Source organism: Veillonella sp. 20925_1_51 (assembly GCF_041431445.1).
In the GTDB taxonomy this organism is placed as follows: domain Bacteria; phylum Bacillota; class Negativicutes; order Veillonellales; family Veillonellaceae; genus Veillonella; species Veillonella nakazawae.
The window spans coordinates 43,357-69,946 of record NZ_JAPVXT010000003.1 but is presented as its reverse complement, the minus strand read 5'-3'; the positions used below and the strand labels follow the sequence as shown (position 1 = coordinate 69,946).

The following is a 26,590-nucleotide window of genomic DNA, read 5'->3' as shown; positions in this document are numbered from 1 at the left end:
GGATGCCGCCACATGCTGCTAAGATTTATCTTTTGTAACCATTCGATAGTCGTGTGGTCACTGGTCAGACACACACTATTCTATAGTATATTCTAAATTGTGAAAGTCCCAACAGTCAAGCAAATATAGCACCTTTTGTATACCAATATAGCCCCTATTCATGCAAGGATTGCATAGAAACAGAAGATACTGTAGCAGCCATTCTTAAGGGTATATTTACATATATATCCATGCATGTATACTGATAATAGATAGAGTAATTAATTTCCACCACATTAACATACACATATAGAGGTTTACTATGAGCACAATAGACTTTACTGAAACATACTATATCGATCGCCGTGGGTCGCACTCCCGTAAATGGGACGGTCAGCATTTGAAATTTAATCGCACAGATCTATTGCCTCTATGGGTAGCAGATATGGATTTTATGCCGCCTCAGTGCATACAAGAGGCTATTTGTACCTATGTAAAAGCCCAACCTTTAGGCTATACCATGACAAATCCCAAGTATCTTGAAGCAGTCATAGATTGGTATAAGCGGCGCCACAAATGTATACTTTCTAAAGACTGGCTCACCAGCGCTCCAAATGTCATTACAGGCATTATGTGGTGTATTGGGGCTTTCACAAAAGCAAAGGATGCCATTGCCGTTCTAAGTCCTGTGTACGGCGCCTTTAATACGAGCGCTAGCGATGCACAGCGCCAGATCATCGCTATTCCTATGAAACGCAGCGACGATAATCGCTACACCGTAGATTACGAAGCCTTTGAAACTGCTATCATCAACCATAAGGTTAAACTGTTCATTCACTGCAATCCACACAATCCTGTAGGCCACGTATGGAGTGAAGCGGAAATGGACCAATTATTTAAGATCTGCAAGCAGCACAAGGTACTCATCATAAGCGATGAGATCCATCAAGACCTGATTACGGGACCAACGGCCTTTACATCTGCCTTGACGGTAAGCAATGGGGCCTATGCGGATAACATTATTGCTATGTCTTCCCTGTCAAAATCGTTTAATATGGCTAGCTTGCATCACGCAGAGGTTATCATTCCCAACGAAAAACTGAGGGGCCAATACAATGCCTATAAAACTCATGTGTACCATACGGACTCCGACGTTATTGCCGAAACGGCCATCACTGTAGCCTACACACATCCAGAGGCGGAGGCATGGCTCACAGATGTACTGGCTGTTATACGTGAAAATTATGAATATCTGTGCCGAGAGCTTTGTACGGCATTACCACAAATCCGCATCAGCCCTATGGACGGCACCTATTTAGCATGGATTGATTTTGATGCCTATGTAAAGGCGGAAAATATGCATGACCTATTTGAAAATAAATGCCGCATCGCACCAAGCTTTGGCGAATGGTTTGGCGGCGAAAACTACACCACCTTTGTACGCCTAAACTTAGCTACTAGCCTTGAAAATATTAAGACTGCTACCCATAATATTATCAAGTACGTACACCCTTAATGGGTACCTCTTATCAAAAAATACATTAATTCAGGAAATACATTAATCATATTAGAGAATTCATTTCGTCCAAATAAAAGAGGCTGCTCTAGCATCATTCAATGTTAGAGCAGCCTTTTTGTATCAAAGTTTCACTGTATCACACAACTAGTATTACACTAGTTTTTATTTAATTCTATCGAAATGTTCCTTTGCAAATTGCATGTCTTGTACGAGTTCTAATGTACCAATATAGTTATTGTTTTGATCGCGTACAGCCATGTAGTTTACATAGAATGGACGACCTTGTTTTTCAAGCCATACTGCCACATTATCGCGGTCACCTTTACGGAAGGAGTCGATAATACCACGTACAATCGGTTCTACCTTTGGTGGATGGCAGGAGTACACATCACGACCAATTGCTGTAGTAGGACGTTTGAATACCTTTTCACCATCGTTGAAGTAACGGTTAATATCTTCATGGTCAACGAAGGTTACCTCCATTGGCATTGTATTGAGCATAGCATCTAGTTGGTCTACAGTTAAAGTACCACCAATTAAACCGATAGCATTATTATCACCACTTGGTTTTGTAGTTTGTACAGCTAATGCTGCATCAGCCTCTGGCCATGCAATGCGTTTTACACCGAAGATGTCTTCATACTGCGCTGTATCTTTGTAAATTTGATACCAATCTTCTTTGCTGAAGTTTTCTGCACAGATTGGGAACAAGATATTTTGTTCTTTGTAGATCATTTCTTGAGCACGTGTAAGAAGCTCATCAAAACGTCTATACCAATCATCTACACTTTGGCTAGATTTTGCTAAATCACCTAATTGGTCACGAATATCGCCATCAACAGTCCACATAACCATGGATGGACCACCAATTGCATAATCCACTTTCAATTTTGGATATAATAAATCTCCTTTTTTAGCATAGTGAACAGATAGTTGACGCACTGTATTCACATCATCATAAGTGGCAGTTTTGTCTGCTACTTTTGGACGAATAGCCTCAATCAACTCATCGAGCGCTTTATTTTCTTCTGTTAATCGGTTTAACGGATGACCTGCAGTCTCTACCAAACCCACAACGCTCTTGCTCTTTTCTTGAGCTTCTAGAACCGCTTCTACCTTAGCATGTTCTGCATCCATTTGTTCATGAATGGTAGAACCATGGAACAATGCAGAGTGAAGGTCGCACAATTGTTGTACCTCTTCTAAAGGTGTACCTTCGCGCATAAGACCTTGTTCGGCTTTCATAATTTCACTAGCCTCAACATGTTTGAATTGGCTCGCAAAATCTTCACGAACAGCACCAAGCTCTTCACCAGTACCTAACCGTTTCAAGAAACCTTTCAATTGTTCTACACGTTCGCTATCTGTAACAGTGTCCTCTTCATTAGTTTCTGTATTTTGGCTAGCTTTAGGCTCCTCTACTTGAGTAGCCACAGTCTCTACAGGAGCATCTTTAGCAGATGCTGCTTCATCACCTTGTAGATTTGGCATTTCACCTTCCAAGGTAAAACCGGCTTTCATGAATGCGCTCACGATATCGATCATGGATACGCCCTTCATTTTAGCCCCTTTCGGGATGGTCATGATTTTACCAACAGAGTTCAACATCACTTTATTAGTGATTTCGCTGAACCCTAATTCTTTCATAATATCTACTACTTCAGGATATTCTGTTACCAAATCATATACGGATTTGGACAAATCTAATTTCTTTTCCATTTTGATCCCCTCGTGTCAAAAATATTGTTTATTACTTATGTGAATAGCCCTCTATACGTACCACTGTGTATACAAGGCAATATATACTGTGAAAGGTTTATCTAACATAACCTATGACCCTATGATAAACGATATCGATTATAAAATCTGTATCCATGGCTATACTTTTGAAAGTTCTTTCTAAAAATATCAACATTTATATATAAAAATAACGGATAGATAATACATCCCCAGTCAAGTATGGCGGAGAATATATGAACTATCCGTTATCTATTAAATTATGTTCCTAATATAAATGGTTTAAGGCTCTAAAGGGGGCGTAGTTTTAAGAGAGTTAGTAAAATGAGAGATTTATATATTTCTGAGATCAACTAGTTTGAGAGATATACCAATATCAAAAGCTATCTTATTGATGGTGTGGTTTCAAGGCTTTTTCGTAGTTTTCAGATACTTTGTCCCAGTTAATAACGCGGAAGAATTCCTTGATATAGTCCGGGCGACGGTTTTGGTAGTGCAAGTAGTATGCATGTTCCCAAACGTCTAAGCAAAGAATGGCTTTTTTGCCTTCTAACAGAGGATTGTCTTGATTCGCAGTAGATGTCACTTCGAGTTTACCATCTTTGTTTACCACAAGCCATGCCCAACCAGAGCCGAAGCGTGTTGCTGCTGCAGCGGAGAAGCTTTCAACAAAGGCATCATAGCCACCAAGTTCAGCATCGATAGCCTCTTTCAAAGGGCCTTCCAATTTAGACGTATCTGGTTTTGTCATAATTTCCCAGAACATAGTGTGGTTCTTGTGACCGCCACCGTTGTTGATAACTGCTTGACGGATGTCCTCTGGCACATTAGCGATATCGCCGAGGATGCAGTCTACACAGCCATAAGCAAGATCAGGATATTTTGCGATAGCAGCGTTCAAATTATTAACATACGCTTGATGGTGCTTATCATGGTGCAAATTCATTGTTTCTGCGTCGATAACAGGCTCAAGATAATCATAAGCATATGGCAATGGTGCGAGTTCGAAAGGTTTCATAATAGTCCTCCTTAAATATAGGGCACGAACGATTTTAAATACTAGGTATCGTTCTTGTGAAAGCGTTTCGATGCACCTGCATCTTTATTTTATTTAATTGATATGAATTATCATTCTTTATTTATTGTACATTGTATATAGAAAATCGTCAATATGATTTCCCATGTAAAAAGGCTATAGAATAACCTATAGCCTTTACATAAGTTAATCAATATACGATTTGAATACATCCATACTAAAGGTACGTTATACACCCTTGTACTTCAAACTAATACAGTTGCAACAAGCTCGATTAGTCAATGATACACTGACACATTTTCATTGTTGTTAATGCTGCTTGATGAGATTCTTCCGTAACGCCAGCACAGCAGCTAGAATCTACGTAAACAGGGATTTCTGGCAAACCTGCTTTCAGTATAATCGCATTAGAAACAACGCAAATATCAGTACATAAACCAACGAGCGTAATAGACTCAATAGGATTTACCGAGTTCATGCCTTCCAAACGGGATAATAATTCAAAGGATCCAAAGTTTGGCTTATCGATAAAGGATACAGGGCTCATGACAGGACGCCCTTCTGCAGCTTCGATTAAACCTTTCACAATATGCCAGCCCTCTGTATTCTTCACGCAATGTGTAACAGGCAAGAACTTGCCCTCTTGGCTTTCAAGATAATTAGTATCATGCGTATCGCGCGTAAAAATAATAGGCCCGTCAAAGTTCTCAATTTTTTGGCGCACATTATCTACAATCATCTGCGCCTGTGCTGAGCCAAGGGCACCATCTACGAAATCTTTTTGCATATCAATAACAACTAGAACCTTTTGCATAGTTCCTCCTGTATATAACCTACCAGTAATAAATTATTTATTCACTATACTAGTTATACTCTTTATACTCAATGACATCAATACTAGAAATTTATTCTTTTTCCTCAGCTAACGCATGACGTACGCGGTGTGGCTCATTATGAGCTAGCTTTCCTGCTGCAGCGGCCGCCACGGCACCTACTAAATCATCGAGAAAGGTATTACAGTGGCCGCCCTCTTCACTATCAAGCTTTTTGATAATACCAGGCTTTACCTTATCTAAATAGCCATAGTTCGTAAAGCCAATAGAACCATACAGATTAACGATGGAAAAGGCCAGAATTTCATCGATGCCATAGAGGCTTTCATCATTAGCCACGATGCGTTGCAAAGGCTGAGACAGTTTATTTTGTTCCGTTAACTTGTCGAGCTCAATACCCGTAATTATCGCATTGTGTACCTCTCGTTTTGAAAGCACAGATGCCACATGTTCACGGCACTCTTCAATCTTTAAATTCGGCATATACGGTTTTTGAACGTATAAAACGAGCTCTGCAATATCCTCTAGCGTAACACCACGCTCCGCCAGTAGATCATAAGTATATTGCTCTAAATCTTTTGTAGATTCCATAAGTGCTCCTTTATTTTTTCTTAGGCTTATCACCGGATAACATAACAATACTAACTGGAATAGTTATCACCAATTCTTCCTCTGTATCGACATGCTTTGTATTCCAAGCCGCCTCTTTGGCAGCCTCTTCAAAGATGGGGTAAGCCTCTCGATCTAATTTCCAATTATTAGGCCCTGCTTCAACAGCCACAATATTCCCCTTATCATCAGTCTTAATCTCTACTGGAACAATCAAGGTACCGTCAGCACTCGTTTTGAAAGCCTCACTAGGAATGATGACATTATAAGAGATTTGTTGCTGTAATTCATAAGTACGCTTATCTGTAGGCTTTAAATCAGCCGCTAAAGAACTAACAGTTCCCATCATAGACGCCAATAAGGCTAGTAACACAACACGTTTTAACATAGTTTCCTCTCGACTAAATACTCTCACGCTACACGCAGTATACGTTGATTATACCACGAAAAAATCCCTACTGATGCATAATCAGTAGGGATTTTTTTATAGTTAGATTTTCTTAACCATTTCAGATTTCAATGCCATTGCACCGAAACCATCGATTTTGCAATCGATATCATGGCCATCGCTTGCACCAGTGATGAGGCGAATATTCTTTACGCGCGTACCTTGTTTCAAGATGCCCGCACCTTTTACTTTGAGGTCTTTTACAACAACAACTGTATCGCCATCAGCTAGCTCGTTGCCGTTAGCATCGCGAATGATACCTGCTTCAGCTGCAGCTTGTGCATCAGCCGCTGTCCATTCATGTCCGCACATAGGACAGATAAACATATGACCATCTTCGTATGTGTACTCATCGCCGCACTTAGGGCAGTTAGGTAAATTTGCCATTTAGATCTCCTTTTCTCACTACATAATGAAAGTATTATACCATATAAAACTTTATTCCACTAAAACATTATAACTACTCTATAAAATAGTTATATCTCTATTAATCAATGCTTATTGTATCGCATATTAGTTCGCATTATAATAATAGTGTAGCCGACGAGGTTGGGCCTCTCTTCTTTTTAGAAGGGGGTGAAACTATGAGTGATTTTGAAATTTTATCAATTGTCATAGATATTTTGACAATTCTCATTTCATTCGGCTCACTTATTGCCCTTATTTGCGTTACAAAAAGCAAATAGCCCTTCGTTACAGCTCGTAGCTAGATAAAACGAAAAGGCCATTTCCTGATTTTTTCAGTTTTTTGAGATGAGCCTGACGTCTCTACTCGCTCGGCTATCTACTCATATTATAGGTTGAATACCATATATCGTCAAATTATGATTAATAGGAGGTACCTACCTCCACATTGATACAAGTGCTATATACCATCTACAATAAAAAACCTAATCAATCTCATTTCTCTTTATTAAAGTTTCATACAACTCTAACTTATCTTCTAGATTATTCTTATAGCCTTCCAATCGTTTGATTTCGGCCTCAATAAACCGATAGTGGTCTTGTAACAGTGTCATTCTTTCATGAACCGTATGAGATCCGGCATACCTTAAATCCGCATACCGCTTGATATTCGCAAGCGGCATTCCCATGTCTTTCAAGCGTTTAATAAACTGCACAAACCCCACATCCTCCGCATGGTAATTGCGAATGCCGTTCTGCCGCTCGATGTGAAGGAACCCTTGATCCTCATAATATCGTAATGTAGAAATAGACAGTCCCACCAATTTTGAAAATTCACCGATTTTCATACTTTCACCACCTTGACCTCAAGTATACTCGAGCATATATCATACGTCTAGACGGAGGTAATAATTATGAAAGAAACACGTTTTAACATCGGTATGAACACATTGAAACAAATTGACGGGCTGCACGGCGAGGAGGTGTATAACACAATTCAAGAGATTTCACCGGCCATAGCCGATTTATTGGTCGAGCTGTTCGGCGACATCTACACGCGCCCGAACCTGGATTTCAAGGAACGGGAACTGATTACGCTCGCATCCCTATTAACGCTGGGCGGTTGCGAGGCACAGCTGAAAGTACACACCAATGCGGCACTCAATGTCGGTATTGCGCCTGAGCAAATCGTAGAGGTCTGTACCCACTGCATTCCCTATGCGGGATTTCCACGCGTGCTGAACGCACTGTTCACGGTAAAATCGGTCTTTGAAGAACGAAACATACTATAAGCAAGGAACGACAGTAATAAAAATCTATTAATAAATATTAGTCTATTTAAAACTAACAAAGGGAGACTCTTAAGAAAGTCTCCCTTTATTCGTGTAAAAATTGTACGAAATTAATTCGTATTTTTCAATATTCAAAATCCGCTATATACTAATAACGAAAGAGCCATTAACGTGAGTTAGGTTCATCTCCGTCTTTTCGAGGGAGGTGACATTATGACTGTATACGAAGCATTATCATTAATGATTTTATTCGCTACCCTCGTAGTGTTAATTCTTAAGAAATAATCAGTTATTTGATTATAAAATAAGATAAACCTAACGTTTAAGACTAAGTACTGCAATACTTAGACACGTTAGGTTTATCAAATTTCTCAATTCTTTGATGAGCCTAACGCCTAGAACACGTTAACTGGCTCTTTTGTACTTATAGTATAGTCTGAATTCTAGAGACTGTCAATTTACATCGTCCTTAGAGGATATTATAAAATGAAAAGGAACATAAATAACAAGATCTTCTTTAACATCAATATACCCTATATTCCAAACTGTATCTTTTGCAGACTGTACTAATTTTGAATATATCTCATCATTAGATATATTCTCATTTGGATCTAACTCAACAGAAGTAATACGTCCTTGAGAATCCGTTCTTATCAGTAATGTAAAACTATAATCTTTATCATTCTTCGTTCTAAGGACTTCAGCCGGAACCTTTAACTGAGAATGTATCTGCTCATTAAGAGAGCGTTGTATATCAAACGTATCCCTCTGATAACCAGCAAAAGCATTAATAGGACTCAAAACAACTAGCAATAAAAATAAATATAAAACTCTAACCATAAACCTTCACCAATCATAACACACAACATAAAATTATTATTGAGTTTTATATTAACAAAACAAATAAAATATGTCCATTCAGTCCAAGTTCCAATTAATTTACAATGATGTCATATTTACTTATCTAGTTCAAATTGACTATATATGATAATCCCTCTATTAATTAATAGATAGATAGTCGACGAGTGGTTCCGTCAGGCTCATCCCAAAACATTATAAAACATGCAGAAATGGCCTTTCGTTTTCAGCTACCAGTTGGTAACGAAGGGCTATTTGTCGTTATTACGACAAATCAGCACTATCAATGCTCCAAAGGAAATAACTACAAAAGGGAGACTCACAACGGAGTCTCCCTTTATTCATCTATACCAAATCAACTAAACATCTACAATCCTTGCAGAAGTTGTAAATAATCTTGCCGTTGACTAAATATATTATATATGCGCACTTCGTTTTTATCATCAAAGACACGATATAGAATAATATTTTTATTAATAATCAACATACGATAGTTTTTATTACGTAAAACAGTATGTCTTGGAATCATGCCCATATAAGGATTATCCGCTAATAAAAGAATTCTATCCTTAATCTCTTGATAAACAGACTTGGCAGTTTCATTGGAAAAAGATTGCTTTACATGCAGAACAATATGATGCAATGCCTGATCGGCCTGTGCCATAATAATGATACGATAAGCAGTGTCTTCCATAACTATTCCGCCTCAGCTAACAACTGTTCTATGCTGACAAAAGTATCCTCAATAGGACCCATTCTACCTTTTCGTTCATCTTCCTCTGCCAAGGCAATAGCCTCTAATAATTCTATCTGTGCTTTCAATTTATTATAGGTTTCATATCCCATACATACCGTATCACCACGACCATTTACCGTCATAATACAAGCTTCATCCCCTGTTTTCAAAACTGTAGAGATTTCATTATATTTATTTCTTAAATCCGACGATGGCCGGATACTTTCACGTAATAACCCCATAAAAGCACCTCCTCATATACAAATTATATCATAATTTGTATATGAATTGTGAATCACTAATCCTATCCCAATCGTCTACGCAAGATAGCATAGAGAATCATGCTAATAATAACGCTCATAACGGCTTGAATGGTATTGGTCACAATGCTAGCAATGGCTACGCCTGGATCAAATACAAAGTATTCGGCGATAAAGTAGCCTGCTACGATGATAATACCACCTACAATGGTTGCCACCAAGGCAGAGGTAGTCGTCTTATTGTTATAGACAGTACCGACAAGATAGCCTTCAATGCCTTTCACTACGAAGGTAATTGGTACAAAGACTGCGTAGCCGAGGAATAAATCAGCTAACGCTGGGCCGATAGCACCAATATAGGCGCCATATTTTCGACCTAATAATAGAGCTGACGTCATAATAACGACATCTCCAACATTGAAATAGCCGCGAATGCCAGGTACTGGGATTTTCGTGTACATGGTAAACAATGTTGCGAGGGCAATCAATACGGCTGTGAGTACTAACGCGGACGTAGTACTGCGGTTTTGAACGTGTTGCATAGCGTCCTCCTTATAAAAATAGACATGTGACTATATCCATCACATGCCTATACTATATACCTTTATGGTAACACCTGCAAATACATAGAATTAACTATAAAAAATACTATTAACAGTACTCTTCAAAACGTTCCTCTACATTGTAGAGAACCTCGCAATCACAACCGCCACCTTCGTTGATAATCCAGTCTAGTACGCTTTCAACATCTACCTTTTGTTTTTCTAAAAACTCTCTTGTGAAAGTCAGACTATGATCGCAACCGTCATTTGTTTCTAATTTCTCGTCTACATAATCAAAGAGATTCCAAAATAATTCTTCGTCCATAGGTAAACTATCTTTAAAATTCTGTTTTTCTTTAGCTTTATAGCCTTTCAATAATTCCTTTTTACGCGCTTTGTCCATTATGATTACTCCCTTTTATGTATTATAAGTTATAGCTCATGACTTATATCTCAAGCCTTATTTCTCATATAATTCTGGTCGTTCTAAAACTATGCCATATTTTAATTTTGGTAGTTTAACGAATTGAGGGTACAACTGCTTAACCTCTTTACAAGATTTTAACGTAAGATGTTCTAAATTATTGAGTTCTAAAATGGGAGAGTAGTCTTTATCTATCACCTTTGCCGTTAAAAAGCTAAAAAAGCGCAACTGTTTCATATGGCGTAGAAATTCTAAGGATTGAACCTTAAGAATTTTTGGCGATGCAAAATCACCTTCTAAGGCAAGACTTTCAAGATGTTTTAGATTAGCTAATGGCGCATAATCATCAATTTTTTGAAAGTTTTCAATCGACAGCGCTACTAAATTTACTAATCTTGAAATAGGCTCTAAGCTTGATACACTTCTTCCGGACCCAATATGTAGATATTCTAGCTCTTGTAAATTCTCAAGTTTTAAAATATCTGGATAAACACCCCATTTTATATGTAACCTTTTAAGTCTACGCTGGGCACACACCGCATCAAATAACTCCTGTGGCATTCTTGTACAAAACATGAGCTCTGTAAAAGTATCTGGATGTTCAACTAAAAAATCATACCACTCCTGTAAAATACGTTTTTTATCTTTAGCAGAATAGTCTTCATCTAGCTGTGTGCAATTAATTATCAGCTTGTCTTCACCATCATATTCAGAAACCTCAACTACAGATTTTAGTTGTTTCTCATCCTTATGATAGTAGTCAAAGCCATATTTAATTTGCTTTTCTGTTAACACTGCCATTTACAATTCCTCATCTTTGTCAGTCCTATAATTAGTTTATCTATAACCAGAGCCATGTCCAACAGATTATAACGGGCCTAACAAATTGATACAAGCACATGCCCCTTCGCTTCTAGCACTTTTTTATAGAACACCTTCATCTGCTCGAAATCGTGGAGAATCTCATCTTTGATTTCCTCCTCTTCTTCGTCGTAGTCCCAAATATTTGGGTATAGTTCTGCTTCTTTGCAAGCAGTCATATCAAAAGATTCGAGTGCACTTTCAATATCAAATTGATCTAGAGCTGCCACAATATTGGCTAAATGATTATGTTCTGTATATGCTACATAGTCTGATATATCCTCAATAGCCATTACGCCTAGTACCGCTTGGCTAAGAGGATTTTTATCGTCTTTATGGTCAGTGCCCACACCAGTTAGCACAAAATGGAGTACATCCCACATCTTGTCGATATCAAGCAATAACTCATCGTCGTCATTCCACTCTTCAACACTTTCAAGAATTTCCTCTTCTTCTGATCCCATGGTTTTAAGCTCTTTTAAATTTACATCGCTTAAACAGCTATAATTTGCAATCAATCCCATAGTCTAAACCCTCCGTAGATAACTAGTAATCCAGAATCTCCCTAGATATTTAATAATCCATGATTTCTATAAACATTTAATAGAGTATAACCTCCATAGATTATTAGTGGTCAATCTCTTTCAGTAATTCTAACAATGTAACCTCATATTTGTTATTTTTATCTAACAACGGCTTACATAATAGAAGCACTTTTAAAGAATAGTAGTAAAAACTAAAGAATAGGTCATCCGGAAATACCTCTTCTTCCTCATATCTAAGAATATCTTCGTCTTCATCATACTCTTCAGACCAAAGATATTCTTCGTTGAGCATATCCGCAAAACTCGGTAGTGGATCTGCATGTTCTAGCATAAGACCATCTCTAATACACTCAGCAATAATGATGAATAATTCAGCTAATTCTTTTACTAAATATCTTGCGATCTCATTATGGCCTTGTTCTTCAACGGCTTTTTTAAAAATACGTAATAGAAAAATCAACGCAAAGGGCGTAGCATGCCATAAAGTCGATTGATGCTCAATGTTTTGGGCCAGCTCTTCACCTGCCACATCAATAGCATCAACGTTCTTCATATCCCACAACACCTCAAGATGAGCAGGAAAATCTGTAGCACGGCCGTAAGTTGTGGTCAAACGATGCCAGGGTATGTCACTGACTTTCACAGTTTCTATATATTGTTTCGTCACAGTATCCATTAAATTTACACCTTTATAGTAACGCATTCTCCCGAAGATTATTTCTGAATAACCTCTTTTACCAGTTCATAAGTATCTATAAAATTAAGAAATAAAGTTTACCTATCTAAACTTATTCACCATACCCTACATTTAGAGTTTCTCTAGTGTACAATCATGTCCACTATTATCCGTATCTAAAATGATTTCCTCGATTTCAGCCATTGTTTCTTGACCTAAATTTCTAATACTTTTATCATAAGAAATCCACCGAATATGGACAGGCACACCATATTCATGGCGGCCAAAACCACCGCGGAGTACATCGTTGAAAGCATCTAAATTATCTCCAATGTGCCAACCTAAATCATCTGTAAATACAGCCTCTACTTCTTGATAAAACCCTTTCATATTAGAAAATTTTCGGCCATCAATAGTAAACACTTGTCTAGGCATAGCATTTTTTGTATCAACCTGATTAAGCCTCTCCATTATCACTTTACCCCGTAATTATTTCTGAATAACCTCTTTCACCAGTTCATAGGTGTCTATGAAACGCAGTTTTCCTAGCCTAGGATTATCTACAATCTCCTCATAGATATCTTCCAACGTGCCTGCTGGTGCTAGTTTCCACAGCTTGCACGGATATAGCTCAACAGTTCCAATGATTTCTAAATGGTCTAGCAATAGGCCTAGGTCTTTATGATTAACCCAACAGTCGGTATCGATACCGAAATTTGTATTGTCTTTCCGGCAGGCGATTTTACTATTTAAAAACTGCTCCATTGTAGGTTTTTCTTTTTGTAAAAGCCGCGTACAAGCCAAATGGTACTCGATTTTCCGCGGTGATTGATCCACGTCAGATACAAAAATAGCTCCATACTCGTTTTCAAACTTAACAGCTAATACGTCGCCCACCTTAAAATGAGGTTCTCGCTTTGTTTTAGATTTACGAACCTTTAGAGGCTTTGGATTTTCACTTTGTAGTTGTACGGCTAATGTATCTAACATCTTTTGACGTTGTTTGAGCGCCTTACTATCAATTTCTAGCCAAAACTCATGAGCGCCCTTCGCGATTATGTCTAATGCTTTCTCTTTGATATCCTGCGGCAGATGACCTATCTTCCACAGCGAATAGGCTACGGCAGTCCAATAAATTTCTGTATAGAATTCGTCAGTACAAAAAGTCTGCTCTTCAGCCAAAATTTCTGAAACAATCGTATCAATACTAGTGCCATCTCTATAGCGCTCAACAATCAAATTATAAATATCATGGCCATCATCACTATCTATGATTTTTACTCCATCAATAGCCATATAATTCTCCTTTTAAGCAATACGTCTAGAAAAACAGATTTTGTGATTCTGTAACGGTTCCATCATCTTCATGGAAATAACAAATATATAAAGGACCTCGATGTGCAGCGTCATAGAATTTTTGTAATTCAGCAGCCACATTGACTTCTAAAGGCATACCTAGCGCCTGAACAACGGTTTCCCATACATCCATTTCTGTATAAGAAGCGATTTCATCATGACGCTCATTGGCATAGGCTTCGAGAGCAGATATATCCGTATATTGACTGGCGTCACAATAGTCATGCCAGCAAATGCTATACACCAATAAATGAATTAAATCATCTACACTTTCAGCTATGCGGCCACATTCCCCTTCGCTACTCATATACCCGATAGAGCCATCCTCCAATTGATGATATTCGCCACCGGCACCATCACGAGCAAAAGCTTTGCCGGGTAAAGAGAATGCGCATCGCCCTTCAGCAGCATCTCGTTCTTCCAACCCGTCTAATAGGCAGAAATCAAACAGCATATCAAAATCTGCTGCCAAGTTAGAATCTTCACACAATAGTTTTAAATAATCCATATTCTTCCCTCTTATTAATTCTCTCATCTCTCTATTTCATCTATTATTTTCTCGTAATTCTAATAATGCAGAAACTTCATCCATGTCGAGATTAAACATGTTACTTTCAAGATCAATTGGCTCGAAATAGTAACGAACTGTATCTGCCCCAAATTCATCGTCTAAATTGGCCCATTCTGCCCCTGAAAGCACGGTAAAGCCGAGCGTATCGTTTCCAAGGCTTTCAGCAAACCAACGCACCTCATAATCAGGCTTAACAAAGTCATTGAAATATTTGATGGTCACATCTCGATCTTGCTCATCAACGTAAGGAATCTGCAGCTCTTTATCGCCTTTTTGTAACACAATATCGTCACCATAAGCCTTGCCATTACTAACCGTTTTAATATCGATAGGCTCATCCATCATGTCATTAAAATAGCGCACTACATCTTCGTCGTACTCACGCCAGTCAATCCAGATGATAGCTTCGGAATCAAATAAATCATTTAGATCAATATCATTGGCAAAAAAGCTTCTTAATTCTTTATACAGATTTTCCATCGTCTCTCTCCTATGTATCACTTATTTTTTTAGATAGTCTACAACACCCGCGTCACCACTTTAATACAACTCTATAAGGTTTCATAAATCACATCTTGTTGAGCCGTAAAGTTTTCATCAAAAGAAACCAAAACATATAGATGTCCTGCTGGGGATTCACCTATATCATAACCTAGTGCAAATGCGTCGTAACAACCTGATTTATCTAACATAATATCTGTTAGTTTTAGCACCACAGACTCATCTGGAGACATCTCCTTTTGGATGATTTTCTGTGCCACTCGGTCTAATTCATCTAATTTAGTATATAACTGTGTCCAAAATGTTAGTGAAAGCATCTCGTCCTCTGTATAACCAGAGCAGCTAATATTGAGGCTATTGAAGGCTTGTTCTACATTTTCTACTTGAGTCTTTACTGTATCCTCTACAAGATTTTTTACTTGAGTCTCTATTGTATGATCTTCGTGATTTGCGACTCCATCGGCCACTAATTGACGGGCTACAAAGTAAACGCCATGCGGTTCTACAGTCCAGCTTTTAACGTTCCATAATGTCATTAATTCAGATTTTATCATTATGATACCCCACTAGTTCGCCACACTCCACTAGTTCATTATCCTGCAATATCCGCACTAACAGGGTTCCCATCCGCATCAATATTGGCTATGATGCAGTGCCCCCAGAAAATATCGTCATCGTCATAATAGACCTCTATGGTACCATCATTGCGGAACGCCAATTCGCCCATCGTAATACGCTTGGCAAATATTTCTGCCGTAATCGGATCTTGGTCATCATTGTCGAGCCAATCGTTAGCAAGGTCTAGTAAATGTTCACTAATGTATGTGCTAATTCGTTGTTCAAAGTCTTTGAAATTTTCAATCTTATTGAAAGCCTCCAATGCCACAGTGCAGCTTTCATCAGAACCCTCGTCCACATCAAGAGTGAATGCATAATCATCAATTCTCGCTGTGTAATATTGATACTCTCGATTTAACAGGAATTCACCCCTGTCAGTATGAAGGTATTTAGGGGTTTTCAAATACGCCGACAACGCCTCTAATTCGCTATGTTTAGCGTGCTCCTCTAATACCTCGAGCACATAATAGCGATTATTCCAAGAGGGACGCATATAGCCTAAATCCTCTAAGGGCTTAGCTTTCTTAACTAACAGTTTATAGACACCGTGTGGCTCAAAAGAATAACCCCATCGATCATCAAGGCCCTCAATAATCCACGTCAAAATGCCTTCGCTACGGTCAAGCACGCCAGTTCGAGTATCTAGGATAGCATCGGTGGACACTAATGGTCTATGGTACTTCTCTAAATAAGGACTCGCCCCATTCGCATCACTGCGCGGCAATGCATAGATTTCAAAGACTTCCGGCTCGAACTCTGCTTCATATTCTGGCAAATGTACAATACTCATATGACTCTCTCCTATTCATTACATTTATACAGTTCAAACTGTTTACAGTTAATAATTACGACCTTTTATAGATACGGCCACATTATAATCGTGCCACTACATTATAATTTTCGTTACATCACAAACGTTCAGCTACATCGATTCTATGTAATAATTCTTTCGCTAGTTCTTGGGCTCTTTTAAATTCCTCATTTGAAAGTACCATGAGCACCAAACTATCTGTGCCGATGTCCATACCTACTAACTTATGGTTTTTCCACGTGGAATTAAAATGTGCGCACCAGTCCCCAATACATTGACTGTCATCGAATGCGGATGTATCAATAGATACATCTCCAGTTAAATTTTCATCAGTAGATAAATTTTTATTATGGATTAACTTCTGCACATTATAAAGAAAATCCTCTAATTCGATTTTCAAAGATAACTCTACAGCACGACCAGTAGATAGCAACTTCTCATAGAGATTCCACCAGCTATCTTCTAGTTCTTCCATGGAATGTAACTTTGCCTTGGACATGAATGATTTGGCTTGTTTAGCATCGCCTAGCAACAACGTTGCTAACTCTGTAAATGTCGGTTTCGTCTGATCGATATCTAGATACGCTACTTCCACACACGAACTACAATCAGGTACTCTGCGTTTTTTCACAAAAGCCCGCATCATCTTCACTGCGTCAGGATAGCTTACATCAGCCATGCGATAGGTCTTGCCATCTATATCTAAGAATAAATCTACTGCATCCTGCTTTTTACCTACACGTGCTTTCATGGCAGTACATCCATCGATGGCATGAGGTGGGTATAATTCAACATACATGAAATATCCATCATGCATAGCCTTTAATGTATTATCTATACCTACTATATTAAAACCATTCCGATTATAATCAGGGCTCTTCATATGCCATTCTTCGTAATTGTCGAAAAGTTTTTCTTGAATCCAATTGTTAAAATTCATAAGGATATACCTTTATATAACTACTTTTTACAAATACACTATTTTATCTAATTATATCATTGTTTATAAATTAAATAGCATGATTTATAAGTACCTTAAATAACAAAATATAAACACAAAAATAGGGATGCGAACATGTCGCATCCCTATTTTATTGGATTATAAGCCTAATTTTTCCATAACCATTGCCAATTTAGCTTTAGTTTCTTCATTTTCTTGTTTAATTCTTGCATTTTCTTCTTTCAATGCAGTAATTTCATCATTCATTACGTATATAGAGCTAATTGGGCCACCTTTATAACGTTCAGGAATTGCTTTTTTAGCTGTGGATGAACCTACTTTTTTAGTTACCCCAACATTGAACATGTTATTTTGATCGTCAAGAGTTACACCAGCATGGAGCATAGTACTTTCATCAGTGAAATGAGCCACACCAACTGCTACAGCAGATTTATTATGATAATGACCATATGCAGCCATGATTTGAGTTGGTTCCAATGGATCGTATTGAATTGGTTTCAAACCAGCCAATGCTGCTGCATTTGCACCAGTTGTATTTATTTTGCTATCCAAACCATTAAACGCACTGTTTACACCACTCAAAGCAGCTTGTACTTGGCCTACAGTTGCTGCATCATTAGCAGATATTCCAGGTGCTACATTATGGATTTGATTACCTCCATTATTCAAGCCATCAGCAGATAGAGATACAGTCTTACCTGGATTTGTAGGGCTAGAAGCACCAGTGATAGTTACACCATTACCATTAGTTACAGTTGTATTTCCAGCTGCATCTGTAGTTGTTACATTTGTAACAGAGATGGAGTCTTTAAGTGCAACATTAAATACTTTACCATTTGTAGCTGTATCTGGTGATTCCGTAACTTTGATATTGTCACCTTCGGTAACTTTACTTTGTGCGCCGCCACCGATACCAGAGATCATATTTTGTACTTGAGTCAAGTTAACTGCATCGGTACCATTAACCGCTGTTGCTACATTACTAATGATTTTCCCACCAGCATTGATACCATCTTTTGTAATGCTAGGACCAGTAGCAGCACCAGTATTATCAGTGAAAGATAGACCAGAGCCATTGACAACTGTTGTATTACCAGTAGTATCTTTAGATGTTAGACCAGCATTGCTAATTTTAGTGTTACCAGTTGTAACAGAACCATTAGTGCCAAGATCAATATTTTCAGCTAATTTAACAGTTAATGTATCTGTACCATTTGCAGTTACCACAACATTGTTAGTTGTGCCATTACCAGTTGTACCACCAACTACATTAACAGTCGTACCTAATGCACGGTTGAATTGTGTGCCAGTATCTCCTTTAAAAGTCAATCCACTATTAACAGTATTAGTCAAATTAGTAATATTTTGCTTTACATCAAATAATTGACCACCATTGACTGCCTCTTTACTATTAGCAGCAACTGTGCCATCAGCAACGTTAGTTAATTTAGTTGTAGCACCAGTTGTTGTACCATCTGGATTCACGAGACTGGCTACTGGGCTAGTTACGGCCGTTGCACCCGCTACAGTTGTACCGTCTGCATTTACATCAGCTGCTTTGTAGTAGTTGCCATCATTGGCTTTTTCTAAACGCTCACCAGCATCATTTGTGTACACGATAATGCCAGCTTCGCCATTACGAATAGCATTTGTTTTATCCGTTAAATCTTTGCCATTTAATCCATCTTTACCTGTTGGTCCAGTGATAGATGCTCCAGCTGTACCATTAGAACCATCTCGACCATCTTTACCATTGCCAGCTACAGTAGCGGCTGTATTAATTTTATCTTTGATAGATTGTGCTAAATCAACGGTAATGGCATTACCATTTGCAGTCGTTGTTACATAGTTAGCAGTACCATTAACGGCAAGAGATTGTGTTCCTAATGCTACAGTTCCTGTCGTACTGTTATCTGCCGCAGTCTTAAGTGTACTCGCCCCTCCAGTTGTAGGGATGGCTGCAATAGCCGCGTCTAATTGCGCTTTATTAACGGCATCTGTACCATTAACGGCTGTGGCTACATTGCTAACTGTTTTATTCCCCGCATTGATACCGTCTTTTGTAATGCTAGGACCCGTTGCAGTATCAGTACTATCTTTGAAAGATACACCAGAACCATTGACAACTGTTGTATTACCAGCAATGTCTTTTGAGGTTACACCAGCGTTACTAATGGCAGTATTGCCCATTGTAACAGAACCAGCTGTACCAAGATTAATCTTTTGTGCTAATTTTACTAATAATGTATCTGTACCATAAGAAACTACACCAATGTTACCATCTGTTAATACAGCACTAGTTGCTGTATTCCCTTTAATATTTAGTGTTTCATCTAGTTTGCGAGTGATAGTTGTACCTGTATCACCATCAAATTTGATCCCTTTTGTAGTAACTGTAGTATTGGCAGCGTCTGCTATTGTTTTTACATCAAATAATTGACCACCATTGACTGCCTCTTTACTATTAGCAGCAACTGTGCCATCAGCAACGTTAGTTAATTTAGTTGTAGCACCAGTTGTTGTACCATCTGGATTTACTAGGCTTGCTACTGGATTAGTTACAGCCGTTGCACCCGCTACAGTTGTACCGTCTGCATTTACCTCAGCCGCTTTGTAGTAGTTCCCATCATTGGCTTTTACTAAACGCTCACCAGCATCATTTGTGTACACGATAATACCAGCTTCGCCATTACGAATAGCATGTGTTTTATCCGTTAAATCTTTACCATTTAATCCATCTTTGCCTGTTGGCCCAGTAATAGATGCTCCAGCTGTACCATTAGAACCATCTCGACCATCTTTACCATTGCCAGCTACAGTAGCGGCTGTATTAATTTTATCTTTGATAGATTGTGCTAAATCAACGGTAATGGCATTACCATTTGCAGTCGTTGTTACATAGTTAGCAGTACCATTAACGGCAAGAGATTGTGTTCCTAATGCTACAGTTCCTGTCGTACTGTTATCTGCCGCAGTCTTAAGTGTAGTCGCTCCTCCCGTTGTAGGGATTGCTGCAATAGCCGCATCTAATTGCGCTTTATTAACGGCATCTGTACCATTAACGGCTGTGGCTACATTGCTAACTGTTTTATTCCCCGCATTGATACCGTCTTTTGTAATGCTAGGACCTATGGCAGCACCAGTGTTATCGGTGAAAGATAGACCAGAACCATTTACTACAGTTGTATTACCAGCAGCATCTTTAGATGTGAGACCAGCGTTGCTAATTTTAGCATTACCAGTTGTAACAGAACCATTAGTGCCAAGATCAATATTTCGAGCTAATTTAACTAACAGTGTATCTGTACCATCAGAAACTACACCAATGTTACCATCTGTTAATACAGCACTAGTTGCTGTATTCCCTTTAATATTTAGTGTTTCATCTAGTTTGCGAGTGATAGTTGTACCTGTATCACCATCGAATTTGATCCCTTTTGTAGTAACTGCAGTATTGGCAGCTTCCGCTGTCGTTTTCACATCAAATAATTGACCACCATTGACTGCCTCTTTACTATTAGCAGCAACTGTACCATCAGCAATATTACTCAATTTTGTAGGAGTAGTCGTAGATCCAGATGCATCTAATAGACTTACATGAATATCTGTATGAGCTACTGTACTGGCACCAACTTTAGCCTTACCTGTAGTGGAATCGATATCACTTTCTAAATAATACCCCTCTGTTGTACCAGTAGAGTCAGTTGTTTTTACAACTTTATTACCATTAGCATCTACAAAAGCTGTTTGCTTATCATTTTGAGCATCTACTGCAAGCTCTGTTAAAGTGTTGATGGCTTTTGCATGTTCATTCAATGCAGCTTGCGTGATATCATCAAGCATTAAATCATAAGATGCCATAGTACTTGAACCAGCTTCAGCAAGGCCTCCAATATTTGCAAATGCTAAATTGTCTGACAATTTACTAATAGTTACAGTTTTACCCGTAGTCGTAGTAGTTGTGGTGCCAAGGACTTCTGTCTTTATTGTACCTTTCTGCGCTTTACCAGGTGAGGAAATTACGGTTTGTTTAGTTTCTACTGGAGAAATTTGAGCAGCTTTTTTAACTGGACTTGTAGAATGAATATAGTTTCCATTACCATCAACAGTGCCACTATCATTCCACATTTTAGTAATATTACGAGTAGATGTTGCTTGCTCTGTACCATTTGCTACAAAGGATGTATCTGGAATTAACTGACCATTTGCGTAGATATAAGCAGTCGTATTCGTATTCCCATTAAATGCCATACTAGTAGGGTTTGCAATTGTACCAGAAATTGAATATGTATTTGAATCCATAGCTGTTAAATTTGTACCAGGCTGTAAATGACCGCCGATATATGTAAGATTATTTGAGGTATTAACTTCAATTGTACCAACTGTAGTAGTCGCCCCTTCTGCACTAGCGGTATTCACACCACTAGTGATTACAGTTAAACCTAATATAGCCATTGCCGCTAATCTAGTAGATCCTTGGAAACGGGATGTACTTTTTGCCTTTTCAGATGTAACTACATTACATCCTTTTTTTGCATTCCAAACCACTTTAAAAATTTTGTTCATAATATTCCCCTTATTAAGTACAAAACAATAAATTAAAAATACTTATAGATATTATACACATTAATTTTATTAATTGGGAATAGTAAAATCTTGAATTTCAATAATTAATCCGACAAAATTAATCTATTTTCATTAAATCCTCATCGCCATGCTGTATTGGCATCAATCAAAATATATATTTTGATTGATTAATAAAACTAAAACTTAATATAGTCAAAAAAATAGCCTTCATCACAAAATGTAATGAAGGCTATTTCAACTAAATATTATTTTGGTGCGCCTAACCGGAATCGAACCAGTGACACGCAGTTTAGGAAACTGCTGCTCTATCCTACTGAGCTATAGACGCATGTATACTTTATTATATCGTTTTTAATAAAGTATACGCAAGACATCCTTATTGTTGTAGGTATTGGTTGTTCACTTGTTTTTGTTCTTCTGGACTGAGGTTTTGGTAGCCTTTAGCTAATGCACTTACCCAAGATCCATAAGCAGGATTTGGGAATACCACAAAGGTAGTACCAAAGTCTTCTTTATGAGCATCAATGATGCCATTTCTTTCAGCTAGTGTCTTACCTTTTGTGCCAATCGGGAAGTCACCAGCGTTATCGCCCATGTATAGAACGACAGAATATTTTTTAGCAATCGCATCAAAGCGAGGTTGTTTGTCAGAGTCTTTTTCGAATAGTAGTACATGTTCTTTATCGACGGATGGGAAGCCAAGTTCCTTAAAGTTTTGTACTGTTGCATCATAGTTAACAGGTGCATAGCGATTAGAAACGTAGAATATTTCAACACCTTGTTTATGTACTTCATTTAGGAACTCAACAGCACCTGGCATGGCTTGCGATTTACCTTGATGCACAGCTTGACGCCACCAAGGAGCATCGAAGCGACCATTGCCACTAGCAACGCTTTCACCCATCAGTTTAGTATTATCCACTACAGTTTCGTCCGCATCAAGAACGATAGCAAGAGGTTTTCTCTGATGAGATGGATCAGTAACAGCCATCTTAACAAGATTTAGCGCCACATTGTACCCTTGATACGCTAGTGCTCTGTACTCTGCAGAGGTGCGCATCCATAAGAGTCCCATTGTTTCTGTTTCGGCTTGGTACTGCTGTTTTTGCTTCAGTGCTGCCTGCTCATCTAGTACTACTGCAGCTTTTGCCGGCTCACTGTTAGCAGCTACCGTATTCGTAGCCACTATACTATTAGTCGGTTGAGTTGATTGAACCTGCGCTACCATCGCTGTAGGAACTACAGGATTTGCCTTCACTGTCATCGGAGAATCCGCCTGTACTACAGAACCTACGCAAAGGCTACCGCCAAGGCAAGCCACCCCTACATACCATGCTAAACTACTACGTTTCATAATTGCCTCCTATCCACATTTGCTCTCTGTATACATACAATACACAATGTAATTCTACATAGGTATACGAAAGTCCTCTATAGCTTTATAGGCTATCTGTGTATTTTAATCGATTTACACAAGAACTATGCTATAATACAGCTGTTGATAGTATTAGAGAGTTCTTATAAAAAGAGGTATATGTAATGAAAGTATGTAAACGATCAATTATTACCAGTTCACTATTAGCTGTATTAGCTATATCATCTACGTACGGGGCTGCACCAGTACAGCCAAGTGAAAGCACAGACGCTGCAGTGGTTGAGATGGATTATTCTAATATTCCAGAGTTAAAAAAATCTATCGAAAGCGCAACACCGGCTATGGTGCAATCTACGCTTGATGCTTCTAAGGGAAAACCTACTAAAGATAAGCCCATCTATTCAACGGTGACTATGTCTGGTAACCGTGTTGTATCCGTAAAAACTTACAAAACTAAAGAAGAACAAGAAAAAGCCATGTTAAAAGAGCGTAAACGCTTAGACAGGGTCACTGCTGAACGTCAGGCTAAAAGAAAAGACGAAACACGCACAGATATGCTAAAAGGTTTAACACCAATACCGTCCTATCCACCTGTAAGCGAAACACGCGTATTACAAAGCGAAATGTTCTCTAGACCATTCGGCAGACAACTAGATTTGCGTTTAGTAGAGGCCTATACACAAGATTATGACAAGGCCAAACCTGGCGATATTTATGTCTATGCAGATTATGTGGACTACACATCTAAACAGCTATTAGGTGAAAAAGATGGCACTACTGCTATTTCAGCTATGATTCTACGTGTAATCATGAGAAAAGACGAAAACAAGGCTTTCAGCATTGATGTAAATGCGTACTTCATAAATCCAACAACACATACCATTTCCATAAGTCGGTCCGAAGATGTAAAGGGTATCGATATCAAGAAAGAGGAAAGAGCTGAAGCTGTATTTAAACTACCATCACACCAATTACAAGCCGGCGATCCACAGTATGAAATCGCTAAGCTTATGTATCAGGACCTAACAAATAAAAAATTTGATTAATAATATTTAAATACACTCACCATGACAAAAGCCCCACCTTACTATGAGCTACATAGCAAGGTGGGGCTTCGTCTTAGTTTGCGGTACTATAAAAAATACCCCTTTCATAACCAATACATGGTTACAAAGGGGTATCATTTTATTTACGCTGGACGGCTCCAGTCGACTTGTACGTCGATAGCTTCCCACATGCGTGTTAAAGCTAATTTTAAGTTATCTAAAGATTCTAATGGTTTTACAGTCAAGCGTTCGTATGTATCAAGACCTGTAGCATGCTCGATGGCATGTTCGTCGTTCAAGTAAGCGATAACCTTATCAGCCCACTCTTGTTCAGGTAAATCTACGGACACTGTTTTTGCTTCTGTGTCATAGGACAAGAAGCCATTGCTGTTGATGCCATAATGGATGGCTACACGAAATAAACTCATATCTATACCTCTCTTGCGGTAATTTCTAAACACTATATCCATATTGTAACATGAACAATTATATTAGCGAAAGTATTCAATATAAACTTTATGAGTCTATTGTATCGAGTTATATGTCTTCGTTAATGTCGCCTACATCACTATTCTTATATAGGTCAAGGCCCTTATCCATTTTAGTAGATTCCACATCCTCATTAGTTGATTGTGCATCTACTGCGGCCTTTAGTTCCGATCGTTTTCTACGCGTTCCATTGTCTCCGTGAAAGCGCTGCCATAATGCACCACTCATAACGGCCGTTTCACCAAATTTAGATTCTAATGAATCTAATACGCCAGCTAGTTTATTTTCAGTCTCATTTTTAGGTGATTCGAAAAGACTATCTTGCATAGGTACTTCCTCATCGAGACCACTCACAGTAAGGCCTAATAGTCGTATAGGACCAGGTGGATCCATAAAGGCAATCTCACTAGAACCACCATAGTTTGAACTACTATAGTTTAAATTAGTAGATTTTAAATTTGTAGATTTGACCTTCGTAGTGGCTCCTAATACTTCAATGTCTTTCTTTGTGCCTTTCGGTTTTTTACTGGTCTTATCTTGCATCAGTTTATTCCATAAGAGCAAAGCCGTTTCAAAGAACACATGCTCATGGTCTGATGGTGTATCTAACCGCTTTTGGCGGGATACGGTGGTAAAATCATCGTACCGAACCTTAATGGACACAGTGTGACCTAACAGGTTACGTTTTCTTAATCGTTTTGATAAGCGGTTCGCAAAGTATCTAAACTCTAGTTCAATAGCACTGCCGTCAGTTAAATCTTCTTCGTATGTCTCCTCAGCTCCGATAGATTGTATTTTGCGATCGGTTTCCACAGGTCTATCGTCAATTCCATTCGCTAGTTCCCATATGCGACGCGCCTGGTTGCCCACGAGGGGAATTAAACAGCTTTCATCAGGCAATGCTTGAATATGACGCATCAAGTGAAAGCCCCCTGTTTTCAAGATTTTTTCTGTACGAGGACCTACGCCCCAAATGCGTTTAATCGGTAATGGAGCTAAAATCTCTTTTTCACGGCCATAAGGTATGACCACAAGGCCGTCGGGCTTATCTAAATCGGATGCCAATTTGGCAAGGAATTTATTCGGTGCTAGCCCTGCAGAGATAATAAGACCAGTTTCCTCAAACACTCGGTCTTTAATAGCTCTGCCCAGTGCTTTTGGTCCACTATACATGGTAGACATACCGCTAACCTCGAGGAAGGCTTCGTCGATAGATAGAGGCTCAATGTGAGGCGTAAATTCTTTCATAATAGAAAAAATCTGATGGGATACCTCTTTGTAACGATCCATACGCGGATACACATAGATGCCATCGGGACAGAGTTTCTTAGCACGAGAGATGGGCATGGCGGAGTGAACGCCAAATTTACGAGCCTCATAGGAGCAGGTAGCAACGACGCCACGTGAAGAAAGACCACCCACAATTACGGGGTGGCCTTTATATTCTGGATGATCCAATTGTTCGATGGACGCGAAAAATGCATCCATATCAACATGCATAATCCATCGTCTCAT

The 26,590-nt window shown here is 38.6% G+C and carries 30 protein-coding genes and 1 tRNA gene; 4 read left to right on the top strand and 27 right to left on the bottom strand.

Features of this window, described 5'->3' with window-relative positions; genetic code table 11:
• Nucleotides 1-301 precede the first annotated feature (301 nt).
• Complete coding sequence (locus tag O3607_RS04270) at nt 302-1,495, top strand: MalY/PatB family protein (protein ID WP_371443381.1); 1,194 nt, start codon at nt 302-304, stop codon at nt 1,493-1,495.
• 165 nt (nt 1,496-1,660) lie between these two features.
• Here the strand turns inward: O3607_RS04270 and O3607_RS04265 are convergent, their stop codons facing one another.
• The 7 genes from O3607_RS04265 to O3607_RS04235 all read right to left on the bottom strand — a co-directional run bounded on the left by O3607_RS04265 (nt 1,661) and on the right by O3607_RS04235 (nt 7,414).
• Nucleotides 1,661-3,217 (bottom strand): DUF438 domain-containing protein, encoded by a 1,557-nt coding sequence (locus tag O3607_RS04265; RefSeq protein WP_371443380.1) that lies wholly within the window; start codon nt 3,215-3,217, stop codon nt 1,661-1,663.
• Nucleotides 3,218-3,623: 406 nt separating this feature from the next.
• Nucleotides 3,624-4,253 carry a superoxide dismutase gene (locus O3607_RS04260; protein ID WP_302207528.1) on the bottom strand — a complete coding sequence of 210 codons (630 nt, stop codon included), beginning with the start codon at nt 4,251-4,253 and terminating at the stop codon, nt 3,624-3,626.
• A gap of 292 nt (nt 4,254-4,545) precedes the next feature.
• Entirely contained in the window at nt 4,546-5,085 is a 540-nt protein-coding gene (locus O3607_RS04255) for a cysteine hydrolase family protein (protein ID WP_105093710.1), read from the bottom strand.
• Between the two features lie 91 nt (nt 5,086-5,176).
• Entirely contained in the window at nt 5,177-5,695 is a 519-nt protein-coding gene (locus O3607_RS04250) for a phosphatidylglycerophosphatase A (protein ID WP_119206925.1), read from the bottom strand.
• Nucleotides 5,696-5,705: 10 nt separating this feature from the next.
• Nucleotides 5,706-6,101, bottom strand: coding sequence for a hypothetical protein (locus O3607_RS04245; RefSeq protein ID WP_295793048.1), 396 nt, complete (start codon nt 6,099-6,101; stop codon nt 5,706-5,708).
• A 102-nt stretch (nt 6,102-6,203) separates the two neighbouring features.
• Nucleotides 6,204-6,548, bottom strand: a complete 345-nt coding sequence (locus O3607_RS04240) for a zinc ribbon domain-containing protein YjdM (RefSeq protein WP_119206923.1) — start codon at nt 6,546-6,548, stop codon at nt 6,204-6,206.
• A 503-nt stretch (nt 6,549-7,051) separates the two neighbouring features.
• Complete coding sequence (locus O3607_RS04235) at nt 7,052-7,414, bottom strand: MerR family transcriptional regulator (RefSeq protein WP_105093713.1); 363 nt, start codon at nt 7,412-7,414, stop codon at nt 7,052-7,054.
• Between the two features lie 66 nt (nt 7,415-7,480).
• On the opposite strand from O3607_RS04235, the gene O3607_RS04230 reads away from it, so the two are divergent.
• Together O3607_RS04230 and O3607_RS04225 are read left to right on the top strand one after the other, a co-directional pair.
• Nucleotides 7,481-7,858, top strand: coding sequence for a carboxymuconolactone decarboxylase family protein (locus O3607_RS04230; RefSeq protein ID WP_295221874.1), 378 nt, complete (start codon nt 7,481-7,483; stop codon nt 7,856-7,858).
• Between the two features lie 213 nt (nt 7,859-8,071).
• Nucleotides 8,072-8,143 (top strand): putative holin-like toxin, encoded by a 72-nt coding sequence (locus O3607_RS04225; RefSeq protein ID WP_219565824.1) that lies wholly within the window; start codon nt 8,072-8,074, stop codon nt 8,141-8,143.
• Nucleotides 8,144-8,311: 168 nt separating this feature from the next.
• Here O3607_RS04225 and O3607_RS04220 read toward each other — a convergent pair whose 3' ends face one another.
• From O3607_RS04220 to O3607_RS04135, 18 genes are all read right to left on the bottom strand, one after another.
• Nucleotides 8,312-8,698, bottom strand: a complete 387-nt coding sequence (locus O3607_RS04220) for a succinylarginine dihydrolase (RefSeq protein ID WP_371443379.1) — start codon at nt 8,696-8,698, stop codon at nt 8,312-8,314.
• Nucleotides 8,699-9,083: 385 nt separating this feature from the next.
• Nucleotides 9,084-9,410 carry a type II toxin-antitoxin system RelE/ParE family toxin gene (locus O3607_RS04215; protein WP_257846823.1) on the bottom strand — a complete coding sequence of 109 codons (327 nt, stop codon included), beginning with the start codon at nt 9,408-9,410 and terminating at the stop codon, nt 9,084-9,086.
• A gap of 2 nt (nt 9,411-9,412) precedes the next feature.
• Nucleotides 9,413-9,694, bottom strand: a complete 282-nt coding sequence (locus O3607_RS04210; RefSeq protein WP_024066751.1) for a type II toxin-antitoxin system Phd/YefM family antitoxin — start codon at nt 9,692-9,694, stop codon at nt 9,413-9,415.
• A 62-nt stretch (nt 9,695-9,756) separates the two neighbouring features.
• Nucleotides 9,757-10,254, bottom strand: coding sequence for an ECF transporter S component (locus O3607_RS04205; protein WP_316590731.1), 498 nt, complete (start codon nt 10,252-10,254; stop codon nt 9,757-9,759).
• A gap of 109 nt (nt 10,255-10,363) precedes the next feature.
• Nucleotides 10,364-10,657, bottom strand: coding sequence for a DUF2695 domain-containing protein (locus O3607_RS04200; protein WP_178885812.1), 294 nt, complete (start codon nt 10,655-10,657; stop codon nt 10,364-10,366).
• 57 nt (nt 10,658-10,714) lie between these two features.
• The gene (locus tag O3607_RS04195) at nt 10,715-11,479 is read right to left on the bottom strand and encodes a leucine-rich repeat domain-containing protein (RefSeq protein ID WP_371443378.1); all 765 of its coding nucleotides are present in this window, start codon (nt 11,477-11,479) and stop codon (nt 10,715-10,717) included.
• Nucleotides 11,480-11,556: 77 nt separating this feature from the next.
• Nucleotides 11,557-12,063: a DUF1877 family protein gene (locus O3607_RS04190; RefSeq protein WP_371443377.1), complete on the bottom strand. Its 507-nt coding sequence runs from the start codon at nt 12,061-12,063 to the stop codon at nt 11,557-11,559.
• Nucleotides 12,064-12,166: 103 nt separating this feature from the next.
• Nucleotides 12,167-12,760 (bottom strand): hypothetical protein, encoded by a 594-nt coding sequence (locus O3607_RS04185; protein ID WP_371443376.1) that lies wholly within the window; start codon nt 12,758-12,760, stop codon nt 12,167-12,169.
• A 132-nt stretch (nt 12,761-12,892) separates the two neighbouring features.
• A complete protein-coding gene (locus O3607_RS04180) occupies nt 12,893-13,231 on the bottom strand; it encodes a barstar family protein (protein WP_371443375.1) in 339 nt (112 codons plus the stop codon).
• An 18-nt stretch (nt 13,232-13,249) separates the two neighbouring features.
• A complete protein-coding gene (locus tag O3607_RS04175) occupies nt 13,250-14,056 on the bottom strand; it encodes a hypothetical protein (protein ID WP_371443374.1) in 807 nt (268 codons plus the stop codon).
• A gap of 25 nt (nt 14,057-14,081) precedes the next feature.
• Nucleotides 14,082-14,624: a hypothetical protein gene (locus O3607_RS04170; RefSeq protein WP_371443373.1), complete on the bottom strand. Its 543-nt coding sequence runs from the start codon at nt 14,622-14,624 to the stop codon at nt 14,082-14,084.
• Nucleotides 14,625-14,660: 36 nt separating this feature from the next.
• Nucleotides 14,661-15,167 (bottom strand): hypothetical protein, encoded by a 507-nt coding sequence (locus O3607_RS04165; protein WP_371443372.1) that lies wholly within the window; start codon nt 15,165-15,167, stop codon nt 14,661-14,663.
• A gap of 71 nt (nt 15,168-15,238) precedes the next feature.
• Complete coding sequence (locus O3607_RS04160) at nt 15,239-15,742, bottom strand: hypothetical protein (protein ID WP_371443371.1); 504 nt, start codon at nt 15,740-15,742, stop codon at nt 15,239-15,241.
• Nucleotides 15,743-15,780: 38 nt separating this feature from the next.
• The gene (locus tag O3607_RS04155; protein ID WP_129823285.1) at nt 15,781-16,596 is read right to left on the bottom strand and encodes a DUF2262 domain-containing protein; all 816 of its coding nucleotides are present in this window, start codon (nt 16,594-16,596) and stop codon (nt 15,781-15,783) included.
• A 118-nt stretch (nt 16,597-16,714) separates the two neighbouring features.
• Nucleotides 16,715-17,557, bottom strand: a complete 843-nt coding sequence (locus O3607_RS04150; protein ID WP_371443370.1) for a DUF6630 family protein — start codon at nt 17,555-17,557, stop codon at nt 16,715-16,717.
• Nucleotides 17,558-17,716: 159 nt separating this feature from the next.
• Entirely contained in the window at nt 17,717-22,144 is a 4,428-nt protein-coding gene (locus tag O3607_RS04145) for an ESPR-type extended signal peptide-containing protein (RefSeq protein ID WP_371443369.1), read from the bottom strand.
• A 272-nt stretch (nt 22,145-22,416) separates the two neighbouring features.
• Nucleotides 22,417-22,493 (bottom strand) — tRNA-Arg (locus O3607_RS04140).
• A 48-nt stretch (nt 22,494-22,541) separates the two neighbouring features.
• On the bottom strand, nt 22,542-23,519 hold the full coding sequence (locus O3607_RS04135; RefSeq protein WP_371443368.1) for a 5'-nucleotidase, lipoprotein e(P4) family: 978 nt from the start codon (nt 23,517-23,519) through the stop codon (nt 22,542-22,544).
• Between the two features lie 185 nt (nt 23,520-23,704).
• On the opposite strand from O3607_RS04135, the gene O3607_RS04130 reads away from it, so the two are divergent.
• Complete coding sequence (locus tag O3607_RS04130; RefSeq protein ID WP_274204346.1) at nt 23,705-24,586, top strand: hypothetical protein; 882 nt, start codon at nt 23,705-23,707, stop codon at nt 24,584-24,586.
• Between the two features lie 143 nt (nt 24,587-24,729).
• Here the strand turns inward: O3607_RS04130 and O3607_RS04125 are convergent, their stop codons facing one another.
• Nucleotides 24,730-25,014, bottom strand: a complete 285-nt coding sequence (locus O3607_RS04125; protein WP_105093727.1) for a hypothetical protein — start codon at nt 25,012-25,014, stop codon at nt 24,730-24,732.
• 109 nt (nt 25,015-25,123) lie between these two features.
• Complete coding sequence (gene dinB, locus O3607_RS04120; RefSeq protein ID WP_371443367.1) at nt 25,124-26,590, bottom strand: DNA polymerase IV; 1,467 nt, start codon at nt 26,588-26,590, stop codon at nt 25,124-25,126.